This is a genomic window from Streptomyces echinatus (genome assembly GCF_014203595.1).
GTDB lineage: Bacteria > Actinomycetota > Actinomycetes > Streptomycetales > Streptomycetaceae > Streptomyces > Streptomyces echinatus.
Genome location: NZ_JACHJK010000002.1, coordinates 691189 through 711043 on the forward strand (window position 1 = coordinate 691189; position 19855 = coordinate 711043).

Consider the following 19855-nt stretch of genomic DNA (forward strand, 5'->3'; position numbering starts at 1 on the left):
CAGCCACTCAGGGGGGAGAGGTCAGCCGGTGGTTCGGTCGAGCGTGCCGGGCGGCAGACCGAGTTCCCGTTCGGCGGTCGTGATCGGCATGCGGAGGACCGCGGCCGGACGCTCGGGGGTCGCGGTGTTGGCGTGGGCGCCCAGGCCGTCGAGGACGACGAGGATCTGGACGGTGGCCGCCACCGGGTCGTCCGTGACGAACTCGCCGGTGTCCACGCCGTCCCGGACCAGGGTTTCGAGCCGGCCGCGCCACGCGGACTCCTGCAGTGCGACCCGGTCGCGGAGCACGGGCCGGTAGCGGCTGAGGTGGCGGGCGTTGATCCAGAGCCGGCTGATGACGTCGTACTCCTCCCCCGAGGTGCGGGCGAGGAACCGGGCCAGGTGCCGGGAGGGGGCGTCCTCGGGGGGCCGGGCCGGGAGGAGGCGGTCGAGTTCCCCGGTCGCGGCGCTGCCGAACGCCTCGGCGACGAGGCCCTCGGCCGAGGGGAAGTAGTGGCTGATCAGCCCGGGACGGACGGCGAGATCCTCGGCGACCCGGCGCAGGGTGACGCACTCCAGGCCCTCGGTCAGGGCGACGGCCGCGGCGGCGTCGACGATCTCCGCCCGCCGGGCGGCGGGGTCCTTGCGGATCCGCTTGCGCTGAACGCTTGACGACATGACGGCGATGCTATTGAGTGTGCGACCAATAAGCAACTGGTCACGTGCCCAATAAGCGACCAGGCCGATCCCACCGCTTCCGGAGGGCCCCATGGCGTCCACGCTCCCCGACCCGCACCCCGGCGCACGCCCCAGGGCCGTCGACGGCGTCGCCAACGCCTCCGGGGACCCAGAACGCGTAGGCATCGAGGCGCACGGAATCGACCACATCCCGGACTCCGAACGCCGGGGCCGGCCACGAGAGCTGTTCTCCGTGTGGGCCGCCGCGAACGTCAACTACCTGAGCCTGCTGGTGGGCGGTTCGCTGGTGCTGATGGGCCTGAGCCTGTGGCAGGCGCTGGCGGTGATCGTCGTCGGCAATCTGTTCTGGCTGCTCACGGGTCTGCTGGCGATCCCGGGTCCGGCGGCGGGCGCGCCGAGCGAGGTCGTCACCCGGGCGCTGTACGGGGTGCGCGGGAACCGGGTGAACAACGCGGTGACCGGCTGGCTCGTCTCCGTGTGCTACTTCGCGCTCAACCTGGCCGCCGCGGCGACCGCGGCCTTCTCCCTGGTGGGCCGGGCCGGACTGCCGGTGAACACCGGGACGAAGGCGGCCGTCGTGGTGCTCATCGCCGCCGTCACGCTCGCCATCAGCGTCTACGGCCATGCCGCGATCGTCCGGCTCTACGTGCCGATCACCCTCGCCCTGACCGCGGTGTTCGCCGTGGTCGGCGTCGCGGTGCTGCGGCACACCGACACCGGCTACGTCCCCGGGCGGCCGCTGACCGGGACCGCCCTGTGGGCGACCCTGCTGGCCGGTGTCGCCCTCATCGCCTCGGGTCCGCTCTCCTACACCACCAGCGCCGACTTCTCCCGCTATCTGCCCCGCACGACGCCCCCGAGGGCGGTGGCCGGCTGGACGGCGCTCGGCGGCTTCGTGCCCGGGATCCTGGTGTGCGGCCTCGGCGCGTGCGCCGCGACCGCCGTCGACATGAGCGACCCGGAGTCCTCGCTCCAGCAGCTGCTGCCCGGCTGGTTCCGCCCGGTCTTCCTGCTGGCGCTGGTGCTCGGCACCGTCGCGCTGAACGCGCTGACGGCCTACAGCGCCGGCCTCGCCCTCCAGGCCGTCGGCCTGCGCATCCGCCGCTCGCGCAGCGTCCTCGTCGACGGCGCCGTGTCCGTCTCCCTCACCCTCTACGCGCTGCTCGTCTCCGACTTCTTCGACACCGTCGGCGACGTGCTCCAGCTGACCGTGCTCCTGCTCGGCCCCAGTACGGCCGTCTACGCCACGGACATCCTGCTGCGCCGCAACCGCTACGACGGCCCCGCCCTCACCGACGAGACCCCCGCCGGGCCCTTCTGGTACACCGGCGGCGTCAACCGGTCCGGGGCGCTCGCCCTCGGCGCGGGTGTGACGGCCTCGGCCCTGTGCGTCGACAGCGTCTACACCGGCCCCGTGGCCGCCGCCCTGGGCGGCGTCGACCTGGCCCTGCCCGCCGGGCTGGCGGTGGCCTCGGGCGTGTACGCCGTGCTGACGTGGCGCACCCGCGCCACCGGCTGAGCCCGCTCACACCCCGCCCGGTGGCGGTGAGGGCGGTGGATCGCGTCCAGCGCGCCCACAGCCGCGCGGAGGTACTCCGGTCCGTCGGACTCCGGGCTTCGGGCTTCGGACTCCGGGCTCCGGGCTCCGGGCTCCGGGCTCCGGGCTCCGGGCTCCGGGCTCCGGGCTCCGGCTACTCTGACTGCTCGTCCGCCGCAGCCGACGACCCGCCGACCGACGAGGAGTGGGGCGTACGGCGGTTCTTCGTCCGGGATCCGGACGGCCGGGTGGTCAACGTGCTGAGCCACCGCCGAACGCCGCCTTCTGGACGTGCTCCTGACCATCCGTGAGACTGGAGCGAACCCGAGCCCCGGCCGTCCAGGAGGGTGACATGGACGAGGAGACCCCGCGCGTCGAACTCACCCCGCGGGCCGCGGAGCTGCTGTGCCGCCTGCGCACGGAGCACGGCCCGCTGATGTTCCACCAGTCCGGCGGCTGCTGTGACGGCAGCGCCCCCATGTGCTACCCCGACGGCGAGTTCCGCACCGGCGGCTCGGACGTGCTGCTGGCGGAGCTGGCCGTGGAGGGCGTACCGGAACCGGTCACGTTCTGGATGTCGCGGAGCCAGTACGAGGCGTGGAGCCACACCCGGCTGATCGTGGACGTCGTACCGGGACGGGGCAGCGGCTTCTCCCTGGAGGCACCCGAGGGGGTGCGTTTTCTCACCCGTTCTCGCGTCGTAGACGCCTAGTCGGCCCGCCGGCCCACTGAGTCTGGTGCACTGCCCCTGCTGACGGGACAGTTGACGAGACATCAGGGGACACGGTGACCAGACGCAGCAGGCGTTCGGCGGCGGGCAGAGCGGTTCTCACGGTTGTCACGGCGTTCGGTGTGCTGTCCGGTGCGGCCCTCGCGGGTGCCGCACCGGCCGGCGCGGCACCTGCGGGCAAGCGGATCGCGCCGGGCGTCGCCTACCGGCAGTTCGACATCGACGCGGCGGCAGGGACGGCCCACGCCCACCTGCTCACGGTGGACCTGGCCGATCCGCACGTCCGCGTCGACCTGCTCCACCCGGGCGCGGTGGCGGCCCGGGCGACCGTCTCCCGGCTGGCGGACTCGGCCGGAGCGGTCGCGGGGGTGAACGGTGACTTCTTCAACATCAGCGAGACGCAGCATCCGGGTGTCGAGGCCACCGGCGCGGCCGTCGGACCGGCCATGGCGGCCGGGCAGGTACTCAAGGCCGCGGTGCCCACGGGCCAGCGGTTCGGCCCCACGCTGCCCCCGGGCACGAACACCCTGGACGTGTTCGGCGTGGGCACCGACCGGCGGGCCCGGCTGGACCGGCTCTCCCTCGACGGCTCGGTCGGCACGCCGGACGGACGGCTGCCGCTCAAGGGGCTCAACCAGTACGCGCTCCCGGTGAACTCGGTCGGTGCCTTCACCTCGCGCTGGGGCACCGCTTCCCGGGTGCGTGCCGTCTGCGGCACCGACACCCAGCGGTCGGCCCCGTGCAGCGACGACACCTACGAGGTGAAGGTGCGCGGCGGCCGGGTGGTGTCCGCCGCCGACGCCCCGGGCAGCGGCACGATCCCGGCCGACACCACGGTCCTGGTGGGCCGCGAGGACGGCGCGCAGCACCTGCGCAAGCTGTCGGCCGGCGACCCGGTGGACGTCACGCACACCCTGGTCGCCGCCTCGTCGGGGGTGCCGTACACGTTCGCGATCGGCGGCTTCCCGGTGCTGCGCGGCGGCACGCCGCCGGCCGGCCTGGACGACGTCACCTCGGCCGTGCGCACGGTCGTGGGCGTCAAGGACGACGGCCGCAAGCTGCTGCTGCTGGCGCTGGACGGCGCCTCCGACTACCGGTCCGGCCTCACTGTCGCGGAGGAGGCGGACACCATGCGGTCGCTCGGTGCCACCGACGCCTTCAACCTCGACGGCGGCGGCTCGACGGAGATGGTCACCCGCGGCACGGACGACACCGCCGTGACGGTGCGCAACCACCCCAGCGGCGGCGCCGAGCGCCCCGTGCCCAACGGCATCGGGGTCTTCTCGGCGGGGTGAGTGCCGGCTGCGTCAGGGCCGCAGGCTGCTGACCAGGTCGGCGGTCGCGTTGAGCCCGCTCTGGATGGTGGGCGCCATGCTCGTGCAGGCCAGATAGAAGCCGAGGATCGTGCAGACCAGGGCATGGGAGATCTTCAGCGAGCAGTTGCGAACGAAGATCACTGCAAGGACCAGAAGCAGCAGCACCACAGAGATGGAAATGGCCATCGGGAACCTCCTCCGCCACGCCCCATGTGCGGCGTTCGGCCGCAAGTGTGGCGTAGCGGAGGGTTCGTCCGGGCGACTGACATGTCCTCCGATCGTGTGGTCTTACACGGAGGGCCGGGCGTCCAGAAAGGCCTCCAGGCCTGCGAGATCGTCGGTGTTGAGGTAATCGACCCCGGCGGCGAGCAGCTCCGTCCACAGTGCGTCCCGGGCCGGGCCCGCGGTGTCGGGGGTGGCCCAGAACCGGATCCGCTGCCGGCGCGCGTGCGCGGCGCCGGTGATGCCGCGCAGCTTCTGCCGCTCGGCGTCGGGGAAGGCACCCTCGCCCGCCCAGGTGAAGTTCTGCGTCCAGTTGTCGCTGATGAGCGGGATGAGGGAGGCCGGGGCCGAGGTGCCGAGGTCACTGAGCCGGCCGTCGTAGAAGGCGCGGCGCTCGGTCTGTGCCTCCATGGGGGTGCGGGCCGCCCGGTCGCCGGAGACGACCACGGTGACCGGGCCGGGGTGGACGCGGCCGTGCGCGTACCGGGTGAAGAGGTGCGGGTGGCGGCGCAGCCGGCGGTCGAGTTCGAGGTAGGCCGAGGAGCCTTCGGTCTTGATGTCGACGAGGAGCTGCAGCGCCCGGCGCCGGCCTCGGTAGACCGATCCGTGGTGGGCCTTGACGAGGGCGGCGAGCGGTTCGAGGTAGAGGGATTCGAGGGTGCGGGACGGGTCCAGTTCGGAGGCGTCGTGGCCGATGAGGAGCTGGCCGCCGACGAGGAAGATGTCGGCTTCGACGCTGCCGAAGCGGTGGTCGAGGGCGTCGAACAGGGGCCGCGGGTGCTCGTAGTCGTTGTGGGCGTGGGCGGGCCACAGCGGGCCCGGGCGGCGCTCTCGTTCCGCGGCCGGCGCCTGGCCGGCGGGGAGGACGAGCGTGCCCGTGAGGGCGGCGCCGAGGGTGGTGAGGGCTCTGCGACGGGTGGTGAGGGCCATGCGCTGCCTCCCTGAGGGTGCCGGACGGGACCGGGGAGAGTATGCGTGCCCTGGGCACCCAAGGTCTGCTGCTGTGCGGGGAGTTGGCGCTCCGTTCACCTCGGCGGCGCGCGCACGCGAAGAAGCCCGCCCCGGGCGGGGCGGGCTTCACCGGGCTTGGTCAGGGTGCCTGGAGGTCGACCAGTCCGGCCAGCGCCGAGCGATGCGCGCCGGCCGTGCCGTAGGCGATCGAGTCGGCCTTGGCCCGCTTCAGATACAGGTGGACCGGGTGTTCCCAGGTCATCCCGATGCCACCGTGCAGCTGCAGCGCCTCCTCGGTGGCGTGGACGGCGACGGGGGCGGCGTAGGCCTGGGTGACGGCCACGGTGATGTCGGTGTCCTCGCCGGAGGCCAGCGCGTCCGCGGCGGCGCGGGCGGCGGCCCGGAGGCTGACGACCTCCAGCCACAGCTGGGCGAGCCGGTGCTTGAGCGCCTGGAAGCCGCCGACCGGCCGGTTGAACTGCTTGCGCTCCTTCAGGTAGCGGACCGTCTCGGTCAGCGCCCAGTCGGCCACGCCGAGTTGCTCCGAGGCGAGCAGACCGGCGGCGGCACGCAGGGCACGTCGTACGGCGGGTCCGGCGTCGCCGAGACGGCGGCCGGGCGCGCCGGCGAGGGTGACGGTGGCGAGCGGGCGGGTGAGGTCCAGGGAGGGCTGCGGGGTGACCGCGACGGTGTCCGCGGTGACGGCGTACAGGGCGCCGTCGTCGGCCGGGACGAGCAGCACGTCCGCGGCGGCCGCGTCCGCGATGCCGGTCAACTCGCCGTGCAGGCTTCCGTTTTCGACGCGTACGGTGGCGAACGCGGCGTCCGGGGCCGAGTGCAGTCCGACCGCGAGGGCGCCGATGGTCCGCCCCGAGGCCAGCCGGCCGAGCAGTTCCCCGTCGCCGCAGGCGAGCAGGGCCTCCGTGGCCACGACGGCGCTGGTGAGGTACGGCACGGGAGCGACCGCCCGCCCCAACTCCTCCAGTACGACGGCGGCTTCGCGGGCGGAGGCGCCCTGACCGCCCCGCTCCTCGGGCACCAGCAGTCCGGCCAGGCCCATGCCCTCGGCGAGCAGCTTCCACAGGGCGAGGTCGTGCGGGGCGCCGGACTCGGCGCGGGTGATCACGTCGGCCGGGGCGCAGTGGTCCGTGAGCAGGTCGCGGACGGCGGCCCGCAGCGCCTCTTCCTCCTCGGAGTACAGCAGATCCGTCATCGGGCCAGGTCCTTCCAGGCGACGTCCTTGTCGGTGCGCGGCTCGGCCGGCAGGCCGAGGACACGCTCGGCGACGATGTTCAGCAGCACCTCGCTGGTACCGCCCTCGATGCTGTTGCCCTTGGAGCGCAGATAGCGGTAGCCGGCGTCCCGGCCGGTGAAGTCGACGAGTTCGGGGCGGCGCATGGTCCAGTCGTCGTACAACAGGCCCTCCTCCCCGCGGAGTTCGACCTCCAGGCCGCTGATCTCCTGGTTGAGGCGGGCGAAGGCCAGCTTCATGCCGGCGCCCTCGGGGCCGGGCTGGCCGACGGTGAGCTGCTGGCGCAGGCGTTCGCCGGTGAACCGGGCGACCTCGGCCTCGACCCACAGTCCGAGCAGGCGCTGGTGCAGATCAGGGGTGCGCAGCTCCGGGCGCTCGCGCCAGGTCCGGGAGACCGGGCCGATCATGCCGCCCTCGCGGGGCAGCCGCATGCCGCCGATGGCGACGCGTTCGTTGTTGAGCGTGGTCTGCGCGACCCGCCAGCCGTCGCCGACCTCGCCGAGGCGGTGGGCGTCGGGGATGCGGACGCCGGTGAGGAAGACCTCGTTGAACTCGGCCTCGCCGGTGATCTGGCGCAGCGGCCGGACCTCGACGCCCGGGTCGGTCATGTCGCAGACGAAGTAGGTGATGCCCTGGTGCTTGGGCACGTCCGGGTCGGTGCGGGCGATGAGGATGGCCCAGCGGGCGACGTGGGCGCTGGACGTCCACACCTTCTGCCCGTTGACCAGCCAGCCGTCGCCCTCCCGTACGGCGCGCGTGCCGAGCGCGGCCAGGTCGGAGCCGGCGCCGGGCTCGCTGAACAGCTGGCACCAGACCTCCTCACCCGTCCACAGGGGCCGCAGGAAGCGCCGTTTCTGTTCCTCGGTGCCGTACTTGAGGATCGTCGGCGCGGCCATGCCCAGGCCGATGCCGATGCGCCGGGGGTCGTTGTCGGGGGCTCCGGCGGCCTCCAGTTCGGCGTCCACGACGGTCTGGAGGGATCGCGGGGCGCCGAGACCGCCGAGGCCCTGCGGGTAGTGCACCCAGGCGAGGCCGGCGTCGAAACGGGCCCGGAGGAAGTCGAGCCGCTCCGTCTCGGCGGGCGGATGTGCCGCCAGCAGCTCCTGTGTGCGGCGGCGCAGTTCTCCGGCGTCGGTCATGCGGAGGCTCCCTTCTCCAGGACGACGGCCACCCGGCCGGTGGTCACCCCGTCGGCGACCCGCTGCACGGCTCCGGCCGCCTCGGCGAGCGGCACCCGCTCGCTCACCAGCGGCTTGACGACGCCCCGGGCGGCCAGTTCGGTGAGCTGCTCGTGGCAGTGCCGGACGAGTTTCGGGTTCTTGGTGTTGTACAGGCCCCAGTGCAGGCCGACGATCGAGTAGTTCTTCACCAGGGCGTGGTTCAGGGCGGGGCTCGGGATGGTGCCGCTGGCGAAGCCGACGACGACGATCCGGCCCTCGAAGGCGACGAGCTTCGCGGACTGCGTGTACGCCTCGCCGCCGACGGGGTCGTAGATCACGTCGGCGCCCCGGCCGCCGGTGGCTTCCTTGACGGCGGCGACGACGTCCTCGCCGCGCCGGTCGACCACGACGTCACAGCCCAGCTCCCGGGCGACGGCGGCCTTGTCCGCGCCGCCCACGACACCGATCACGGTGGCGCCGGCCGCCTTGCCGAGCTGTACGGCGGCGCTGCCCACGCCACCGGCGGCGGCGTGCACGAGCAGGGTCTCGCCGGCCTCCAGGTGAGCGCGGCGGTGCAGGCCGAACCAGCCGGTCTGGTAGCCGATGTGCAGCGCGGCGGCCTCGGCGTCGTCCAGCGATTCGGGCGCGGGGAGCAGGGCGCGGGCGTCGGCGAGGGCGTACTCGGCGAATCCGCCGTACGGCAGCGCCGGGTTGGCGATCACCCGGCGGCCGTCCTCGGTCTCGCCGCAGATCTCCACGCCGGGCGTGAAGGGCAGCGGCGGGCGCACCTGGTACTGGCCCCGGCACAGCAGCGCGTCCGGAAAGTTGACGTTGGCGGCGCGCACCCGCAGCAGCACCTGGCCGTCGCCGGGCGTGGGGCGCTCCACCTCCGTCAGGCGCATCACCTCGCTCGGCTCGCCGTTCTCGTGCACTTGCCATGCCTGCATGCGGGGCCTCCACGGGACTGTGCCTTGAGGGTTCGCCGCGGGCGCGCGTCGACCGGTTCCGGGGGCATGACCGTGCCCGGCCCTTCGCTCCCGGCACCGGCGCGCCCCCACGGCTCACGGGGTCGTCTGACCGGGTCCGATCGCATACTAAGCGGTCGCTTGCCGATCAGGGAACAGCGGGGACCGGCCGGCGCCTCCCGGCGTGCGTCAGGTGGGTCACTTCCGGGTCGCCGGCCGGGCGCGCACATGCATCCGCTCCCCCTGCGGGCCGAACAGGCTCAGGAACTCCACCGGCCCCTCCCCCGTCGACCCGAACCAGTGCGGCACCCGCGTGTCGAACTCGGCGGCCTCCCCAGCCGACAGCACGACGTCGTGCTCGCCGAGGACCAGGCGCAGCCGGCCCGACAGGACGTAGAGCCACTCGTAGCCCTCGTGGGTCCGCGGGTCGGGCTCCTCGCTGCGCTGGGGTTCGAGGACCTTGAACGCCTGGAGTCCGCCGGGCTGGCGGGTCAGCGGCCAGTGGGTGCGGCCGCCCCGGACGATCGGCTTGGACCGCACCCGCGGATCCCCCACCGGCGGCGCTCCGACCAGTTCGTCCAGCGCCACCTGGTGGGCCTGGGCGATCGGCAGCAGCAGTTCCAGGCTGGGCTTGCGCAGGCCGGACTCCAGCCGGGAGAGCGTGCTCACGGAGATGCCGGTGGCCTCCGACAGCGCGGCCAGGGTCACCTCCCGCTCCTTGCGGATGCGGCGCAGCCTCGGCCCCACGTCCGCCAGTACGTCGTCTGTGCTCATGGCCACTATTGCAGGAACGGCAAATGCGTTTGTCAATCCCGCGGCCGTCGAGCGACCGTCGCGTCATGACCGCAACCCACACGTACGAAGTCGTCGTCGTCGGCGGCGGGGCCGCCGGCCTGTCCGCCGCGCTGGTGCTGGGCCGGGCCCGGCGCCGCACCCTGGTCGTCGACGCGGGCGAGCCGCGCAACGCGCCGTCCGCGCACCTGCAGGGGTACCTGTCCCGGGACGGCATGCCCCCGGCGGAGTTCCTGGCCGTGGGGCGCGCGGAGATCGCCCGGTACGGGGTGGAGCTGGTCCGGGACCGGGTGGTGGGCGCCACCCGGGACACGGACTTCACCGTCGTCCTCGCCGACGGCCGGACCGTGCGCGCGCGGCAGCTGGTGATCGCCACCGGTCTGCGGGACGAGCTGCCGCCGGTCCCCAGGCTGGCCGAGCGGTTCGGGCGGGACGTGGTCCACTGCCCGTACTGCCACGGCTGGGAGGTGCGCGACCTGCCGGCCGGGGTCCTCGCCACTTCCCCGCTCAGCGTGCACCAGGCGCTGATGGTCACCCGGTGGACCGGGGACGTGCGGCTCTTCCTGCACGAGGTGGGCGAGGCGGAGCTGACGGACGTCGACCGGCGCCGGCTGCGCGCCGCCGGGGTCCGGGTGGTCCCCGGTGCGGTGGCGGAGCTGGTGATCGCCGACGACCGGCTCACCGGGGTGCGGCTCGCCGGGGGCGGCCCTTGCGGGGGAGGCACGGTGCACGACCTCGAGGTGCTGTACGCCGCCCCGCGTGCCGTCCCGAACAACGACCTGCTCGTCGGGCTGGGCGCGGAGCTGCGGGAGACGCCGTTCGGCAGCTACCCCGTGATCGACGAGCGGGGGCTGACGAGCGTGCCCGGGCTGTGGGCGGCGGGCAACGCGAGCGGCTTCGCCGAGCAGGTGGTGAACGCGGCGAGCCGCGGCTACCGCGCCGGGGCGGCCATCAACGGGGAGCTGCTCATGGCCGACCTGGACGCAAAGGCCTCCTGAGGGACAGCAGGGCGGGGCTGTCGCCGACCGGGACGCGAACCTCCCAAGAGACACGGGACGGCGCCCGTCGCGCGGCTGCCACAGGCCGGGACACGAACACCCGCGAAGGACACGGCACCGTCCGGCATGCGGCTGCCGCCGACGGGGACGCGAGCGGGACGGCGCCCGTCGCGCGGCTGCCACAGGCCCGGACGCGAACACCCGACGAGCGCGGGACCGTCCGGTGCCCGGTTGCCGCCGCTCGCACGGGACCGTCCGGTGCCCGGTTGCCGCCGCTCGCGCGTGGCCGTCCACGATGCGGCCGCGCCGCAGGACACGCCGACCCGCGGGGGAAAGAGGGGCGCGTCCGGCGGAGCCCTGAGGCACCATGACTGCATGCTGCTGACCCGGCTCGCCCAGGTGTCCCGGGAGATCGCCGCCACGGCGGCGCGGTCCCGCAAGACCGCGCTGCTCGCGGAGCTGTTCCGGGAGGCCGAGGCGGACGACGTGCCGATCGTCATCCCCTACCTGGCCGGCCGGCTGCCGCAGGGCCGGCTGGGGGTCGGCTGGAAGGTGCTCGGCCGCCCGGTGCCGCCCGCGGCCGGGCCCGGCCTCACGGTCCGGGAGGTCGACGCCCGGCTCAGCGAGCTGGGCAAGGTGTCCGGACCCGGCTCCCAGGCGGAGCGGACCCGGATCGTCGGCGAGCTGATGGGCGCGGCCACCGAGGAGGAGCAGCGCTTCCTGCTCGGCCTGCTCACCGGCGAGGTCCGCCAGGGCGCCCTGGACGCGGTCGCGACGGAGGGACTCGCCCGGGCGACCGGCGCGGATCCGGCGGACGTGCGGCGGGCCGTGATGCTCGCGGGGTCGCTGCAGACGGTGGCAGGGGCCCTGCTGGGCGAGGGGCCCGCGGCGCTGGAGCGGTTCCGGCTCACCGTGGGCCGCCCGGTGCTGCCGATGCTGGCGCACAGCGCGTCGTCGGTCGCGGAGGCGGTGGAGAAGCTGGGTGCCTGCGCGGTGGAGGAGAAACTCGACGGCATCCGGGTGCAGGTGCACCGGGAGGGCGACACGGTCCGGGTGCACACCCGCACCCTGGACGACATCACCGACCGGCTGCCCGAAGTGAGCGCGGCCGCGCTGGAGTTGCGGGGCGAGCGGTTCATCCTGGACGGGGAGGTGATCTCCTTCGACAGCTCGGGCCGACCCCGGTCCTTCCAGGAGACGGCGGGCCGGGTGGGCTCCCGGACGGACGTGGCGAAGGCCGCCGAGGGCACCCCGGTCTCCCCCGTCTTCTTCGACGCCCTCTCGGTCGACGGCCGCGACCTGCTCGACCTGCCGTTCGCCGAGCGGCACGCGGAGCTGGCCCGGCTGGTGCCCGAGCCGATGCGGGTGCGGCGCACGGTGGCGGAGGGGCCGCGGGACATCCCGGAGGCGGAACGGTTCCTCGCCGACACCCTGACCCGCGGCCACGAGGGCGTCGTGGTCAAGGCGCTCGACGCGCCCTACAGCGCGGGCCGGCGCGGCGCCGCCTGGCTCAAGGTCAAGCCCGTGCACACCCTCGACCTGGTGGTGCTGGCCGCCGAATGGGGCCACGGCCGGCGCACCGGCAAACTGTCCAACCTGCACCTCGGCGCCCGCAACCCGGACGGCACCTTCGCCATGCTGGGCAAGACCTTCAAGGGCATGACGGACGCGATGCTCGCCTGGCAGACCGGGAGACTGCGGGAACTGGCGGTCGAGGACCACGGCTGGGGGATCCGGGTGCGCCCCGAACTGGTCGTCGAGATCGCCTACGACGGCCTCCAGCGCTCCTCCCGCTACCCGGCCGGCGTCACGCTCCGCTTCGCCCGCGTCGTCCGCTACCGCGAGGACAAGCGGCCGGAGGAGGCCGATACCGTGGAGGCCCTGCTGGCAGCCCACCCGGAGGTCAGGCCGTGACGGTGCGGACGACGAAGCACAGTGCGGGACTGCTGTTGTTCCGGCATACCGGTGAGGGGCTGGAGGTGTTGCTCGGCCATATGGGTGGCCCCTACTTCGCGAAGAAGGACGCGGGGGCCTGGACCGTGCCGAAGGGCGAGTACGACCCGGAGGAGCCGGCCTGGGAGGCGGCCCGCCGCGAGTTCCGGGAGGAGCTGGGGCTCGCGCCGCCCGACGGCGAGGCCGTGCCGCTCGGGGAGGTCGTGCAGTCGAACGGCAAGATCGTCACGGCGTGGGCGGTGGAGGCGGAGCTCGACCCGGCGGCGATCGTCCCGGGGACCTTCACCATGGAGTGGCCGCCGCGGTCCGGCCGGACGCAGGAGTTCCCGGAGCTGGACCGGGTGGCGTGGTTCGGTCTGGAGGGGGCGCGTGCGGTGATCATCACGGCGCAGGCCGCGTTTCTCGACCGGCTGGCGGAGCACTCGGGCTGACCAGGGGCCTGTCGCGTTGCGACTTGCCGGGCCGCGCGCGAAGGTCGAGACAAGCCCGCTCCCAGGGAGGTCAGCCATGCCCATCGCGACGGTGAACCCGGCGAACGGCGAGACACTCAAGACGTACGAGGCCATGGGCGAGGAGGAGCTGGAACGCCGGCTCCAGCTCGCCGAGGCCACCTTTCGCACGTACCGGACGACCTCGTTCGCCGACCGCGCCCAGCTGCTGAACAAGGCCGCCGACCTGCTGGACGAGGACCAGCGGGAGATCGGCCGGGTCATGACGACCGAGATGGGCAAGCCCGTCAAACAGGCCCGCGCGGAGGCCGCCAAGTGCGCCAAGGCCATGCGCTGGTACGCACAGAACGCCGAGCGGCTGCTGGCCGACGAGGAGCCCGCCGAGTCGGACGTACGGGACTCCGGCGCGTCCCGGGTGCGGGTGCGGTACCGCCCGCTGGGCCCGGTGCTCGCCGTGATGCCCTGGAACTTCCCCCTCTGGCAGGTGGTCCGGTTCGCCGCGCCCGCCCTGATGGCCGGCAACGTGGGCCTCCTCAAGCACGCCTCCAACGTCCCCCAGACCGCGCTGTACCTGGAGGACCTGTTCCACCGGGCGGGCTTCCCGGAGGGCTGCTTCCAGACGCTGCTGATCGGCTCCGGCGCGGTGGACGAGATCCTGCGCGACGAGCGCGTGAAGGCGGCCACCCTGACCGGCAGCGAGCCCGCGGGCCGGTCGGTCGCCTCGACCTCCGGAGAGATGATCAAGAAGACGGTCCTGGAGCTGGGCGGCAGCGACCCCTTTGTCGTCATGCCCTCCGCCGACCTGGACCGCGCGGCCGAGGTCGCGGTGACCGCGCGCGTGCAGAACAACGGCCAGTCCTGCATCGCCGCCAAGCGGTTCATCGTGCACACCGACGTCTACGACGCCTTCGCCGAGAGGTTCGTCGCGGGCATGAAGGCCCTCAGCGTCGGCGACCCGCTGGCGGAGGAGACCGAGGTCGGTCCGCTCGCCAGCGAGCAGGGCAGGAAGGACCTGGAGGAGCTGGTCGACGACGCCAGGCGCAGCGGGGCCCAGGTGCTGTGCGGCGGGGAGCGGCCGGACGGGCCGGGCTGGTACTACCCGCCGACCGTCCTCACCGGCATCACCCGGGAGATGCGCATCCACCGTGAGGAGGCGTTCGGTCCGGTCGCCACGCTGTACCGGGCGGACGACCTGGACGAGGCGGTACTGATCGCCAACGACTCCCTGTTCGGGCTGAGTTCGAACGTGTGGACGCGGGACGAGAACGAGGTGGAGCGGTTCGCGCGGGACCTGGAGGCCGGTTCCGTGTTCGTGAACGGGATGACCGCCTCCCATCCGGCTTTCCCGTTCGGCGGGGTGAAGCGGTCGGGGTACGGGCGTGAGCTGTCCGGGCACGGAATCCGGGAGTTCTGCAACATCACCACGGTTTGGCAGGGTGCGTGAGCGCTGCGCGGCTACCATCCCGTTTGTGAACCGCGAAGTGACCCTGCCTCTGATCGTCGACGACCGCGGTGCCCTGCAGGTGGCTGCGGCCGACGTGAGTAAGTTGTTGCGGACCGTCGGCGCGCGGTGGCTGCATCTTGTCGAGGCCGGGGAGCAGGGGCTGGACGAGGACACGGTGGCCGCCCTGACCATCGAGCTGGCGAAGCTGGCGGACCGTATCGACGTGGCCTGTATCGCGCACAGCAGCGGGGCGCCGTAGGGCGTGGCCCGGGGGCTCTCCCGTTCGGAGCGAGCCCGGTCCGGTCCGGACGAGAGGCTCTAGGGAGCCGCTCGCAGCGAGTCCCAGAAGAGCGCCTCGTACGCCTGTAGCAGCCGTCCGTGGGTGCGGGCCAGGTCCAGGTCCAGCGCGCCGGTGTCCAGGGCCGCGCGCACCGCCGCCGTCGCCCGGGCGTCCAGTTCCGGTGACGGCTCCGCGAAGAGGTCGAAGAAGGCGCAGGCCTCGTCCCCGAACCCGTAATGCGTGCGCAGGCCGTCGGCGATGCGGGCGCAACAGCCGCCCCAGGCCGAGAAGTCGGCGGTGAGGGCCACCACGGCGTCCGGCGGGGAGGCGTTGAGGGACAGCCAGGCCACATACGCCGGATAAGCCTGGCAGCCCGGCCGCGGAACGTACGTCCGGGACCGCTCCGGCGAGACGCCGCACGCCCGGGCGAACGCGCTCAGGCGGTGCTCCGCCAGGTCCTCCCCCGCCGCCAGGGCGGCGAAGAAGGCGGCGGACGCGGGATCGGCACGGTCCGCCAGGTGCCGGAAGGCCGTCCGGTCGGCCGGGATCACCCACTGCTGCTCCAGGGCCAGCACGGCCAGCGTCTCCCGCGGTGCCTCGCCGCGCTCGATCAGCGGCACCAGGGCGTTGTCCGCCGGGTCGGGGGCGAGCGTCCGGGCGGCGTTATCCAGCAGATCTTCGGCCGTAACGGCGTTCATGGCGTTTTCCCTCGTCCGGCGGCGGAAATCGTCGTTCGAGCCTGACACGGGGTCCCCGGTTCGGAGTAATCCAACGCGAGATAGTCGCCCTCCCGGGTGACGGTAGGTGCAGCACCCACGAGGTGAACCCACCTACTGACCGGTGGGCGGAGGTCTTCCGGAACACGGAAAGCAGGGACGGTTCATGGCGACTTTGTGCAGGCCCACGGTGTCGGTCCCGGAGTACGTGATCACCATGGAGGAGACACTGGAGCTGGCGCGCTCCCACCACGCGGACCACCCCCAACTGCCACTGGCCCTCAGGCTGATCGAGAACACCGGGGTCAGGACGAGACACATCGTCCAGCCCATCGAGGAGACCCTCAAGCACCCGGGCTTCGAGGAGCGCAACAAGCTCTACGAGGCCGAGGCCAAGGCCCGGGTTCCCGCGGTGATCCAGTGCGCGCTGGACAACGCGGAACTGCTCACCAGCGACATCGACGTGATCATCTACGTGTCGTGCACGGGCTTCATGATGCCCTCGCTCACGGCCTGGCTGATCAACGAGATGGACTTCGACAGCACCACCCGGCAGATGCCCATCGCCCAGCTGGGCTGTGCGGCCGGCGGAGCGGCGATCAACCGGGCGCACGACTTCTGCTCGGCCTACCCGAACGCCAACGCGCTGATCGTGGCCTGCGAGTTCTGCTCGCTGTGCTACCAGCCCACCGACCTCGGCGTCGGCTCGCTGCTCTCCAACGGACTGTTCGGCGACGGTATCGCCGCCGCCGTGGTGCGTGGACGCGGCGGCACGGGCGTCCGCCTGGAGCGCAACGGCTCCTACCTGATCCCGAAGACGGAGGACTGGATCGCGTACGACGTCCGGGCGACCGGCTTCCACTTCCTGCTGGACAAGCGGGTGCCCACGACCATGGAGCCGCTCGCCCCGGCGCTGAAGGACCTGGCCGGCCTGCACGGTTGGGACGCGTCCGACCTGGACTTCTACATCATCCACGCGGGCGGTCCCCGAATACTCGACGACCTCAGCAAGTTCCTGCAGGTCGACCCGCAGGCGTTCCGGTTCAGCCGGGCCACGCTCACCGAGTACGGCAACATCGCCAGCGGCGTCGTCCTGGACGCGCTGCGCCGGCTGTTCGACGAGGGCGGCGCCGAGGAGCGGGCGCGCGGACTGCTCGCCGGGTTCGGCCCCGGCATCACCGCCGAGATGACGGTCGGCCGCTGGGTCAACGCGGACGGAGCCGCCGGATGACCGAGCGGACGACGCTGACCGAGGTGCGGCCCCCGGTGCGGCACTGGCCGGTGGTCGACCTGCCCGGGGCGGAGTTCGACCCCGTGCTGGCCGAGCTGATGGCCGAGGGCCCGGTCACCCGCATCCAGCTGCCCAACGGCGAGGGCTGGGCGTGGCTGGTCACCCGGTACGAGGATGTGCGCCGGGTGGCCAACGACCCCCGCTTCGGCCGTGAGGCGGTCATGGAGAAGCAGGTCACCCGGCTGGCCCCGCACTTCATCCCGGACCGGGGCGCGGTCGGCTTCCTCGATCCGCCCGAGCACACCCTGCTGCGCCGCTCGGTGGCACCCGCGTTCACCACGAAGGGGGTGGAGCGGGTGCGCGGGAGGGCGCGCGCCATGCTGGACGAACTGGTCGACGAGCTGCTGCGCGGCGGCCCGCCCGCCGATCTCACCAGTGCGGTGCTCACCCCGTTTCCGATCGCGGTGATCTGCGAGCTGATGGGCGTCCCGGCCGGCGACCGGCACAGCATGCACATCTGGACCCAGCTGATCCTGTCCTCCGCGCACGGCAAGGAGGTCCCCGAGCGGGCCAAGCGGGAGATGGCGGCGTACTTCTCCGACCTGATCGGACTGCGCGAGAACAGCACCGGCGAGGACGTCACCTCGCTGCTGGGCGCCGCGGTGGGCCGGGGCGAGATCACGCCGGAGCAGGCCGTCGGCCTGGCCGTCCTCCTCCAGATCGGCGGCGAGGCGGTCACCGCCAACAGCGGGCAGCTGTTCTACCTGCTGCTGACCCGGCCCCACCTGGCGGAGCGACTGCGCGCGGAGCCGGAGATCCGGCCCCGGGCCATCGACGAACTCCTGCGCTACATCCCGCACCGCAACGCGGTCGGGCTGTCCCGCATCGCGCTGGAGGACGTCGACGTCGCGGGGGTCCGCATCCGCGCCGGCGAGCCGGTCTACGTCTCCTACCTGGCCGCCAACCGCGACCCGGGCGTCTTCTCCGACCCGGACGGCATCGACTTCTCCCGCAGCCCGAACCCGCATGTGGCGTTCGGCTTCGGCCCGCACTACTGCCCCGGCGGCATGCTGGCCCGGCTGGAGGAGGAGCTCCTGACGGACGCCCTGCTGGACCGGGTGCCGAAGATGCGACTGGCCGTACCTCCGGATCAGGTCTTCTTCAGGAAGGGCGCCTTGATCCGGGGCCCCGAAGCCCTTCCCGTGACCTGGTGAGGGGCCCATGACGACCGAAGGACTGTATGTGCCGCCGGGCCACGGGCGCGTGATCGAGACGCCGGCCCAGCGGGTGACGTTCAAGGTAACCGGCACCCACTCGCGGATGGCCTCGACCTTCGAGGTGGAGGTCCCGCCGGGCTTCGACGTGGGCGCCCATGTGCACACGCGCAGCGAGGAGCTGTTCTACGTCCTCGAAGGCGAGCTGGACGTGCTCGCCTTCGAGCCGCGCATCCGCACGCCGGACAACTGGCAGAGGTGGGAGTCGAGTTCGGGCAACCGGGTGGTCCGGGCGACGCCGGGCACGGTCATCGTCGTACCGCCGGGCTGCCCGCACGCCTTCGCGAACCCGACGGACACGCCCGCGAAGATGTTCTTCCAGGCGAGTCCGCCGCCGGATCACGAGCTCTACTTCGACGAGTTGCTGGAGATCCTGGGCACCGGGGGCCCGCCGGACCAGGAGGCGATCGAGGCGCTGCGGGCCAAGTACGACATCGAGCAGCTCACGCCGCTGAGACATCGCTGAGTGTCGTCACCGGGGCGGGCGCGCGGCCGGCCCGGGGCCGCGCCGTGCGGCCACGACCGGCCGGCGGTCCGCCGCGCCCCCGCCCGCTACCGGATCGGCATCCCCGCCAGCGTGCGCGCGATGACGAGCCGCTGGATCTCGCTCGTCCCCTCGAAGATCGTGTAGATCGCGCTGTCCCGGTGCATCCGCTCGACCGGGTACTCCCGCGTGTACCCGTTGCCGCCGAGGATCTGGATGGCCTGCCCGGTGACCTTCTTGGCGGTCTCGCTCGCGAACAGCTTGGACATGGAGCCCTCGGCCGCGGTGAACGGCCTGCCGTTGACCGCCATCCACGACGCGCGCCACACCAGCAGGCGGGCGGCGTCGATCTGGGTCCGCATGTCGGCGAGCTGGAAGGCCACGCCCTGGTTGTCGATGATCGGCCGTCCGAACTGCTGCCGGGTCGTCGCGTAGTCGAGGGCGACCTCGTAGGCGGCGCGGGCGGTGCCGACCGCCATCGCGCCGACGGCCGGCCGCGAGGCCTCGAACGTGGCCATCGCCGCGTTCTTCACGCGCTCGCCCCCGCCGGCCTTGGCCCGCTCCCGGGCCCGGGCGAGCCGCTCGTCCAGCTTCTCCTTGCCGCCGAGGAGGCAGGAGCCGGGGACGCGGACGCCGTCGAGGACGACCTCGGCGGTGTGCGAGGCGCGGATGCCGTGCTTCTTGAACTTCTGGCCCTGGGACAGGCCGGCCGTACCCGGCGGGACGATGAAGGAGGCGTGGCCCTTGGAGCCCAGCTCCGGGTCGACGACGGCGACGACGACGTGGACGTTGGCGATGCCGCCGTTGGTCGCCCAGGTCTTCGTGCCGTTGAGCACCCACTCGTCCGTGGCCTCGTCGTACACGGCGCGCGTGCGCATGGAGGCGACGTCGGAGCCGGCGTCGGGCTCGGAGGAGCAGAAGGCGGCGACCTTGACGTCGTTCTGGTCGCCGTACATCTGCGGGATCCAGGTGCCGATCTGTTCCTCGGTCCCGTTGGCGAGGACGCCCACGGCGGCGAGACCCGTGCCCACAATGGAGAGGGCGATGCCCGCGTCGCCCCAGAAGAGCTCCTCCATGGCCATCGGGATGCCGAGGCCGGTGGGGTCGAAGTACTGCTGCGCGTAGAAGTCGAGGGAGTAGATGCCGACCTTCGCCGCCTCCTGGATGACGGGCCAGGGGGTCTCCTCGCGCTCGTCCCACTCGGCCGCCGCCGGGCGGATCACGTCCGCCGCGAAGCCATGGAGCCAGTCCCGGACTTCCTTCTGTTCGTCGTTCAGCTCCATGGTGAACTCGGCCATGTCCCCTCCAGCGGCGGTGGTGCGATGTTACTTGCGGTAACAGGAGTCTGTTACTGACCGGTAGTAAAAGTCAACCGCTGATGACGCGTCGGCATCCCGTTCGATGTCAGGGGCGCGGTCAGTGT

Annotated in this window: 20 protein-coding genes; 11 read left to right on the plus strand and 9 right to left on the minus strand. The window is 72.9% G+C overall.

The features are described 5' to 3' along the window. Positions 1–21: 21 nt before the first annotated feature. Positions 22–657 carry a TetR/AcrR family transcriptional regulator gene (locus tag FHS34_RS07635; protein WP_184962445.1) on the minus strand — a complete coding sequence of 212 codons (636 nt, stop codon included), beginning with the start codon at positions 655–657 and terminating at the stop codon, positions 22–24. A gap of 91 nt (positions 658–748) precedes the next feature. Between FHS34_RS07635 and FHS34_RS07640 the strand changes: the two genes are divergently transcribed. From FHS34_RS07640 to FHS34_RS07650, 3 genes are all read left to right on the plus strand, one after another. Further along, positions 749–2197: a purine-cytosine permease family protein gene (locus FHS34_RS07640; protein WP_184962447.1), complete on the plus strand. Its 1449-nt coding sequence runs from the start codon at positions 749–751 to the stop codon at positions 2195–2197. Between the two features lie 370 nt (positions 2198–2567). Then, positions 2568–2927, plus strand: a complete 360-nt coding sequence (locus FHS34_RS07645) for a DUF779 domain-containing protein (protein WP_184962449.1) — start codon at positions 2568–2570, stop codon at positions 2925–2927. A 74-nt stretch (positions 2928–3001) separates the two neighbouring features. Next, positions 3002–4240, plus strand: coding sequence for a phosphodiester glycosidase family protein (locus FHS34_RS07650; RefSeq protein WP_184962451.1), 1239 nt, complete (start codon positions 3002–3004; stop codon positions 4238–4240). A gap of 12 nt (positions 4241–4252) precedes the next feature. Here FHS34_RS07650 and FHS34_RS07655 read toward each other — a convergent pair whose 3' ends face one another. The 6 genes from FHS34_RS07655 to FHS34_RS07680 all read right to left on the minus strand — a co-directional run bounded on the left by FHS34_RS07655 (position 4253) and on the right by FHS34_RS07680 (position 9585). Continuing rightward, positions 4253–4447, minus strand: a complete 195-nt coding sequence (locus FHS34_RS07655) for a hypothetical protein (protein WP_184962453.1) — start codon at positions 4445–4447, stop codon at positions 4253–4255. A gap of 102 nt (positions 4448–4549) precedes the next feature. After that, a complete protein-coding gene (locus FHS34_RS07660) occupies positions 4550–5413 on the minus strand; it encodes a phosphatidylinositol-specific phospholipase C/glycerophosphodiester phosphodiesterase family protein (protein WP_184962455.1) in 864 nt (287 codons plus the stop codon). A 160-nt stretch (positions 5414–5573) separates the two neighbouring features. Beyond that, complete coding sequence (locus tag FHS34_RS07665; protein ID WP_184962457.1) at positions 5574–6647, minus strand: acyl-CoA dehydrogenase family protein; 1074 nt, start codon at positions 6645–6647, stop codon at positions 5574–5576. Next, entirely contained in the window at positions 6644–7825 is a 1182-nt protein-coding gene (locus tag FHS34_RS07670; protein ID WP_184962459.1) for an acyl-CoA dehydrogenase family protein, read from the minus strand. The genes FHS34_RS07665 and FHS34_RS07670 overlap by 4 nt, the downstream gene beginning before the upstream one ends. Then, positions 7822–8793 (minus strand): NADPH:quinone oxidoreductase family protein, encoded by a 972-nt coding sequence (locus FHS34_RS07675; RefSeq protein ID WP_184962461.1) that lies wholly within the window; start codon positions 8791–8793, stop codon positions 7822–7824. Before FHS34_RS07675 ends, FHS34_RS07670 begins: the two co-directional genes overlap by 4 nt. A gap of 216 nt (positions 8794–9009) precedes the next feature. Continuing rightward, the gene (locus tag FHS34_RS07680) at positions 9010–9585 is read right to left on the minus strand and encodes a helix-turn-helix domain-containing protein (RefSeq protein ID WP_184962463.1); all 576 of its coding nucleotides are present in this window, start codon (positions 9583–9585) and stop codon (positions 9010–9012) included. Between the two features lie 65 nt (positions 9586–9650). Between FHS34_RS07680 and FHS34_RS07685 the strand changes: the two genes are divergently transcribed. From FHS34_RS07685 to FHS34_RS07705, 5 genes are all read left to right on the plus strand, one after another. Beyond that, positions 9651–10601 (plus strand): NAD(P)/FAD-dependent oxidoreductase, encoded by a 951-nt coding sequence (locus tag FHS34_RS07685; RefSeq protein WP_184962465.1) that lies wholly within the window; start codon positions 9651–9653, stop codon positions 10599–10601. Between the two features lie 375 nt (positions 10602–10976). Next, positions 10977–12515 carry an ATP-dependent DNA ligase gene (locus tag FHS34_RS07690; RefSeq protein WP_184962467.1) on the plus strand — a complete coding sequence of 513 codons (1539 nt, stop codon included), beginning with the start codon at positions 10977–10979 and terminating at the stop codon, positions 12513–12515. Continuing rightward, positions 12512–12985, plus strand: a complete 474-nt coding sequence (locus FHS34_RS07695) for an NUDIX hydrolase (RefSeq protein WP_184962469.1) — start codon at positions 12512–12514, stop codon at positions 12983–12985. The genes FHS34_RS07690 and FHS34_RS07695 overlap by 4 nt, the downstream gene beginning before the upstream one ends. Positions 12986–13061: 76 nt before the next feature. Then, on the plus strand, positions 13062–14447 hold the full coding sequence (locus tag FHS34_RS07700) for an NADP-dependent succinic semialdehyde dehydrogenase (RefSeq protein ID WP_184962471.1): 1386 nt from the start codon (positions 13062–13064) through the stop codon (positions 14445–14447). Between the two features lie 25 nt (positions 14448–14472). After that, entirely contained in the window at positions 14473–14706 is a 234-nt protein-coding gene (locus tag FHS34_RS07705) for a DUF6213 family protein (RefSeq protein WP_184962473.1), read from the plus strand. A gap of 59 nt (positions 14707–14765) precedes the next feature. On the opposite strand, the gene FHS34_RS07710 is transcribed toward FHS34_RS07705, so the two are convergent. Next, the gene (locus tag FHS34_RS07710; RefSeq protein WP_184962475.1) at positions 14766–15425 is read right to left on the minus strand and encodes a heme oxygenase-like domain-containing protein; all 660 of its coding nucleotides are present in this window, start codon (positions 15423–15425) and stop codon (positions 14766–14768) included. A gap of 184 nt (positions 15426–15609) precedes the next feature. Between FHS34_RS07710 and FHS34_RS07715 the strand changes: the two genes are divergently transcribed. The 3 genes from FHS34_RS07715 to FHS34_RS07725 are packed head-to-tail and all read left to right on the plus strand — an operon-like array spanning position 15610 to position 18414. Then, positions 15610–16674, plus strand: a complete 1065-nt coding sequence (locus tag FHS34_RS07715; protein WP_184962477.1) for a type III polyketide synthase — start codon at positions 15610–15612, stop codon at positions 16672–16674. After that, on the plus strand, positions 16671–17888 hold the full coding sequence (locus FHS34_RS07720) for a cytochrome P450 (RefSeq protein ID WP_184962479.1): 1218 nt from the start codon (positions 16671–16673) through the stop codon (positions 17886–17888). Before FHS34_RS07715 ends, FHS34_RS07720 begins: the two co-directional genes overlap by 4 nt. A gap of 7 nt (positions 17889–17895) precedes the next feature. Next, positions 17896–18414 carry a cupin domain-containing protein gene (locus tag FHS34_RS07725; RefSeq protein ID WP_184962481.1) on the plus strand — a complete coding sequence of 173 codons (519 nt, stop codon included), beginning with the start codon at positions 17896–17898 and terminating at the stop codon, positions 18412–18414. 86 nt (positions 18415–18500) lie between these two features. Here the strand turns inward: FHS34_RS07725 and FHS34_RS07730 are convergent, their stop codons facing one another. Continuing rightward, complete coding sequence (locus tag FHS34_RS07730) at positions 18501–19730, minus strand: acyl-CoA dehydrogenase family protein (RefSeq protein ID WP_184962483.1); 1230 nt, start codon at positions 19728–19730, stop codon at positions 18501–18503. Positions 19731–19855 lie beyond the last annotated feature (125 nt).

Excerpts from the sequence above, each read along its gene's own strand:
- FHS34_RS07665 (WP_184962457.1), bottom strand. The coding sequence starts at position 6,647 with ATGACGGATCTGCTGTACTCCGAGGAGGAAGAGGCGCTGCGGGCCGCC.
- FHS34_RS07710 (WP_184962475.1), bottom strand. The coding sequence starts at position 15,425 with ATGAACGCCGTTACGGCCGAAGATCTGCTGGATAACGCCGCCCGGACG.
- FHS34_RS07690 (WP_184962467.1), top strand. The coding sequence starts at position 10,977 with ATGCTGCTGACCCGGCTCGCCCAGGTGTCCCGGGAGATCGCCGCCACG.
- FHS34_RS07725 (WP_184962481.1), top strand. The coding sequence starts at position 17,896 with ATGACGACCGAAGGACTGTATGTGCCGCCGGGCCACGGGCGCGTGATC.
- FHS34_RS07645 (WP_184962449.1), top strand. The coding sequence starts at position 2,568 with ATGGACGAGGAGACCCCGCGCGTCGAACTCACCCCGCGGGCCGCGGAG.
- FHS34_RS07685 (WP_184962465.1), top strand. The coding sequence starts at position 9,651 with ATGACCGCAACCCACACGTACGAAGTCGTCGTCGTCGGCGGCGGGGCC.
- FHS34_RS07660 (WP_184962455.1), bottom strand. The coding sequence starts at position 5,413 with ATGGCCCTCACCACCCGTCGCAGAGCCCTCACCACCCTCGGCGCCGCC.
- FHS34_RS07700 (WP_184962471.1), top strand. The coding sequence starts at position 13,062 with ATGCCCATCGCGACGGTGAACCCGGCGAACGGCGAGACACTCAAGACG.
- FHS34_RS07635 (WP_184962445.1), bottom strand. The coding sequence starts at position 657 with ATGTCGTCAAGCGTTCAGCGCAAGCGGATCCGCAAGGACCCCGCCGCC.
- FHS34_RS07670 (WP_184962459.1), bottom strand. The coding sequence starts at position 7,825 with ATGACCGACGCCGGAGAACTGCGCCGCCGCACACAGGAGCTGCTGGCG.
- FHS34_RS07675 (WP_184962461.1), bottom strand. The coding sequence starts at position 8,793 with ATGCAGGCATGGCAAGTGCACGAGAACGGCGAGCCGAGCGAGGTGATG.
- FHS34_RS07720 (WP_184962479.1), top strand. The coding sequence starts at position 16,671 with ATGACCGAGCGGACGACGCTGACCGAGGTGCGGCCCCCGGTGCGGCAC.
- FHS34_RS07655 (WP_184962453.1), bottom strand. The coding sequence starts at position 4,447 with ATGGCCATTTCCATCTCTGTGGTGCTGCTGCTTCTGGTCCTTGCAGTG.
- FHS34_RS07640 (WP_184962447.1), top strand. The coding sequence starts at position 749 with ATGGCGTCCACGCTCCCCGACCCGCACCCCGGCGCACGCCCCAGGGCC.
- FHS34_RS07730 (WP_184962483.1), bottom strand. The coding sequence starts at position 19,730 with ATGGCCGAGTTCACCATGGAGCTGAACGACGAACAGAAGGAAGTCCGG.
- FHS34_RS07715 (WP_184962477.1), top strand. The coding sequence starts at position 15,610 with ATGGCGACTTTGTGCAGGCCCACGGTGTCGGTCCCGGAGTACGTGATC.
- FHS34_RS07680 (WP_184962463.1), bottom strand. The coding sequence starts at position 9,585 with ATGAGCACAGACGACGTACTGGCGGACGTGGGGCCGAGGCTGCGCCGC.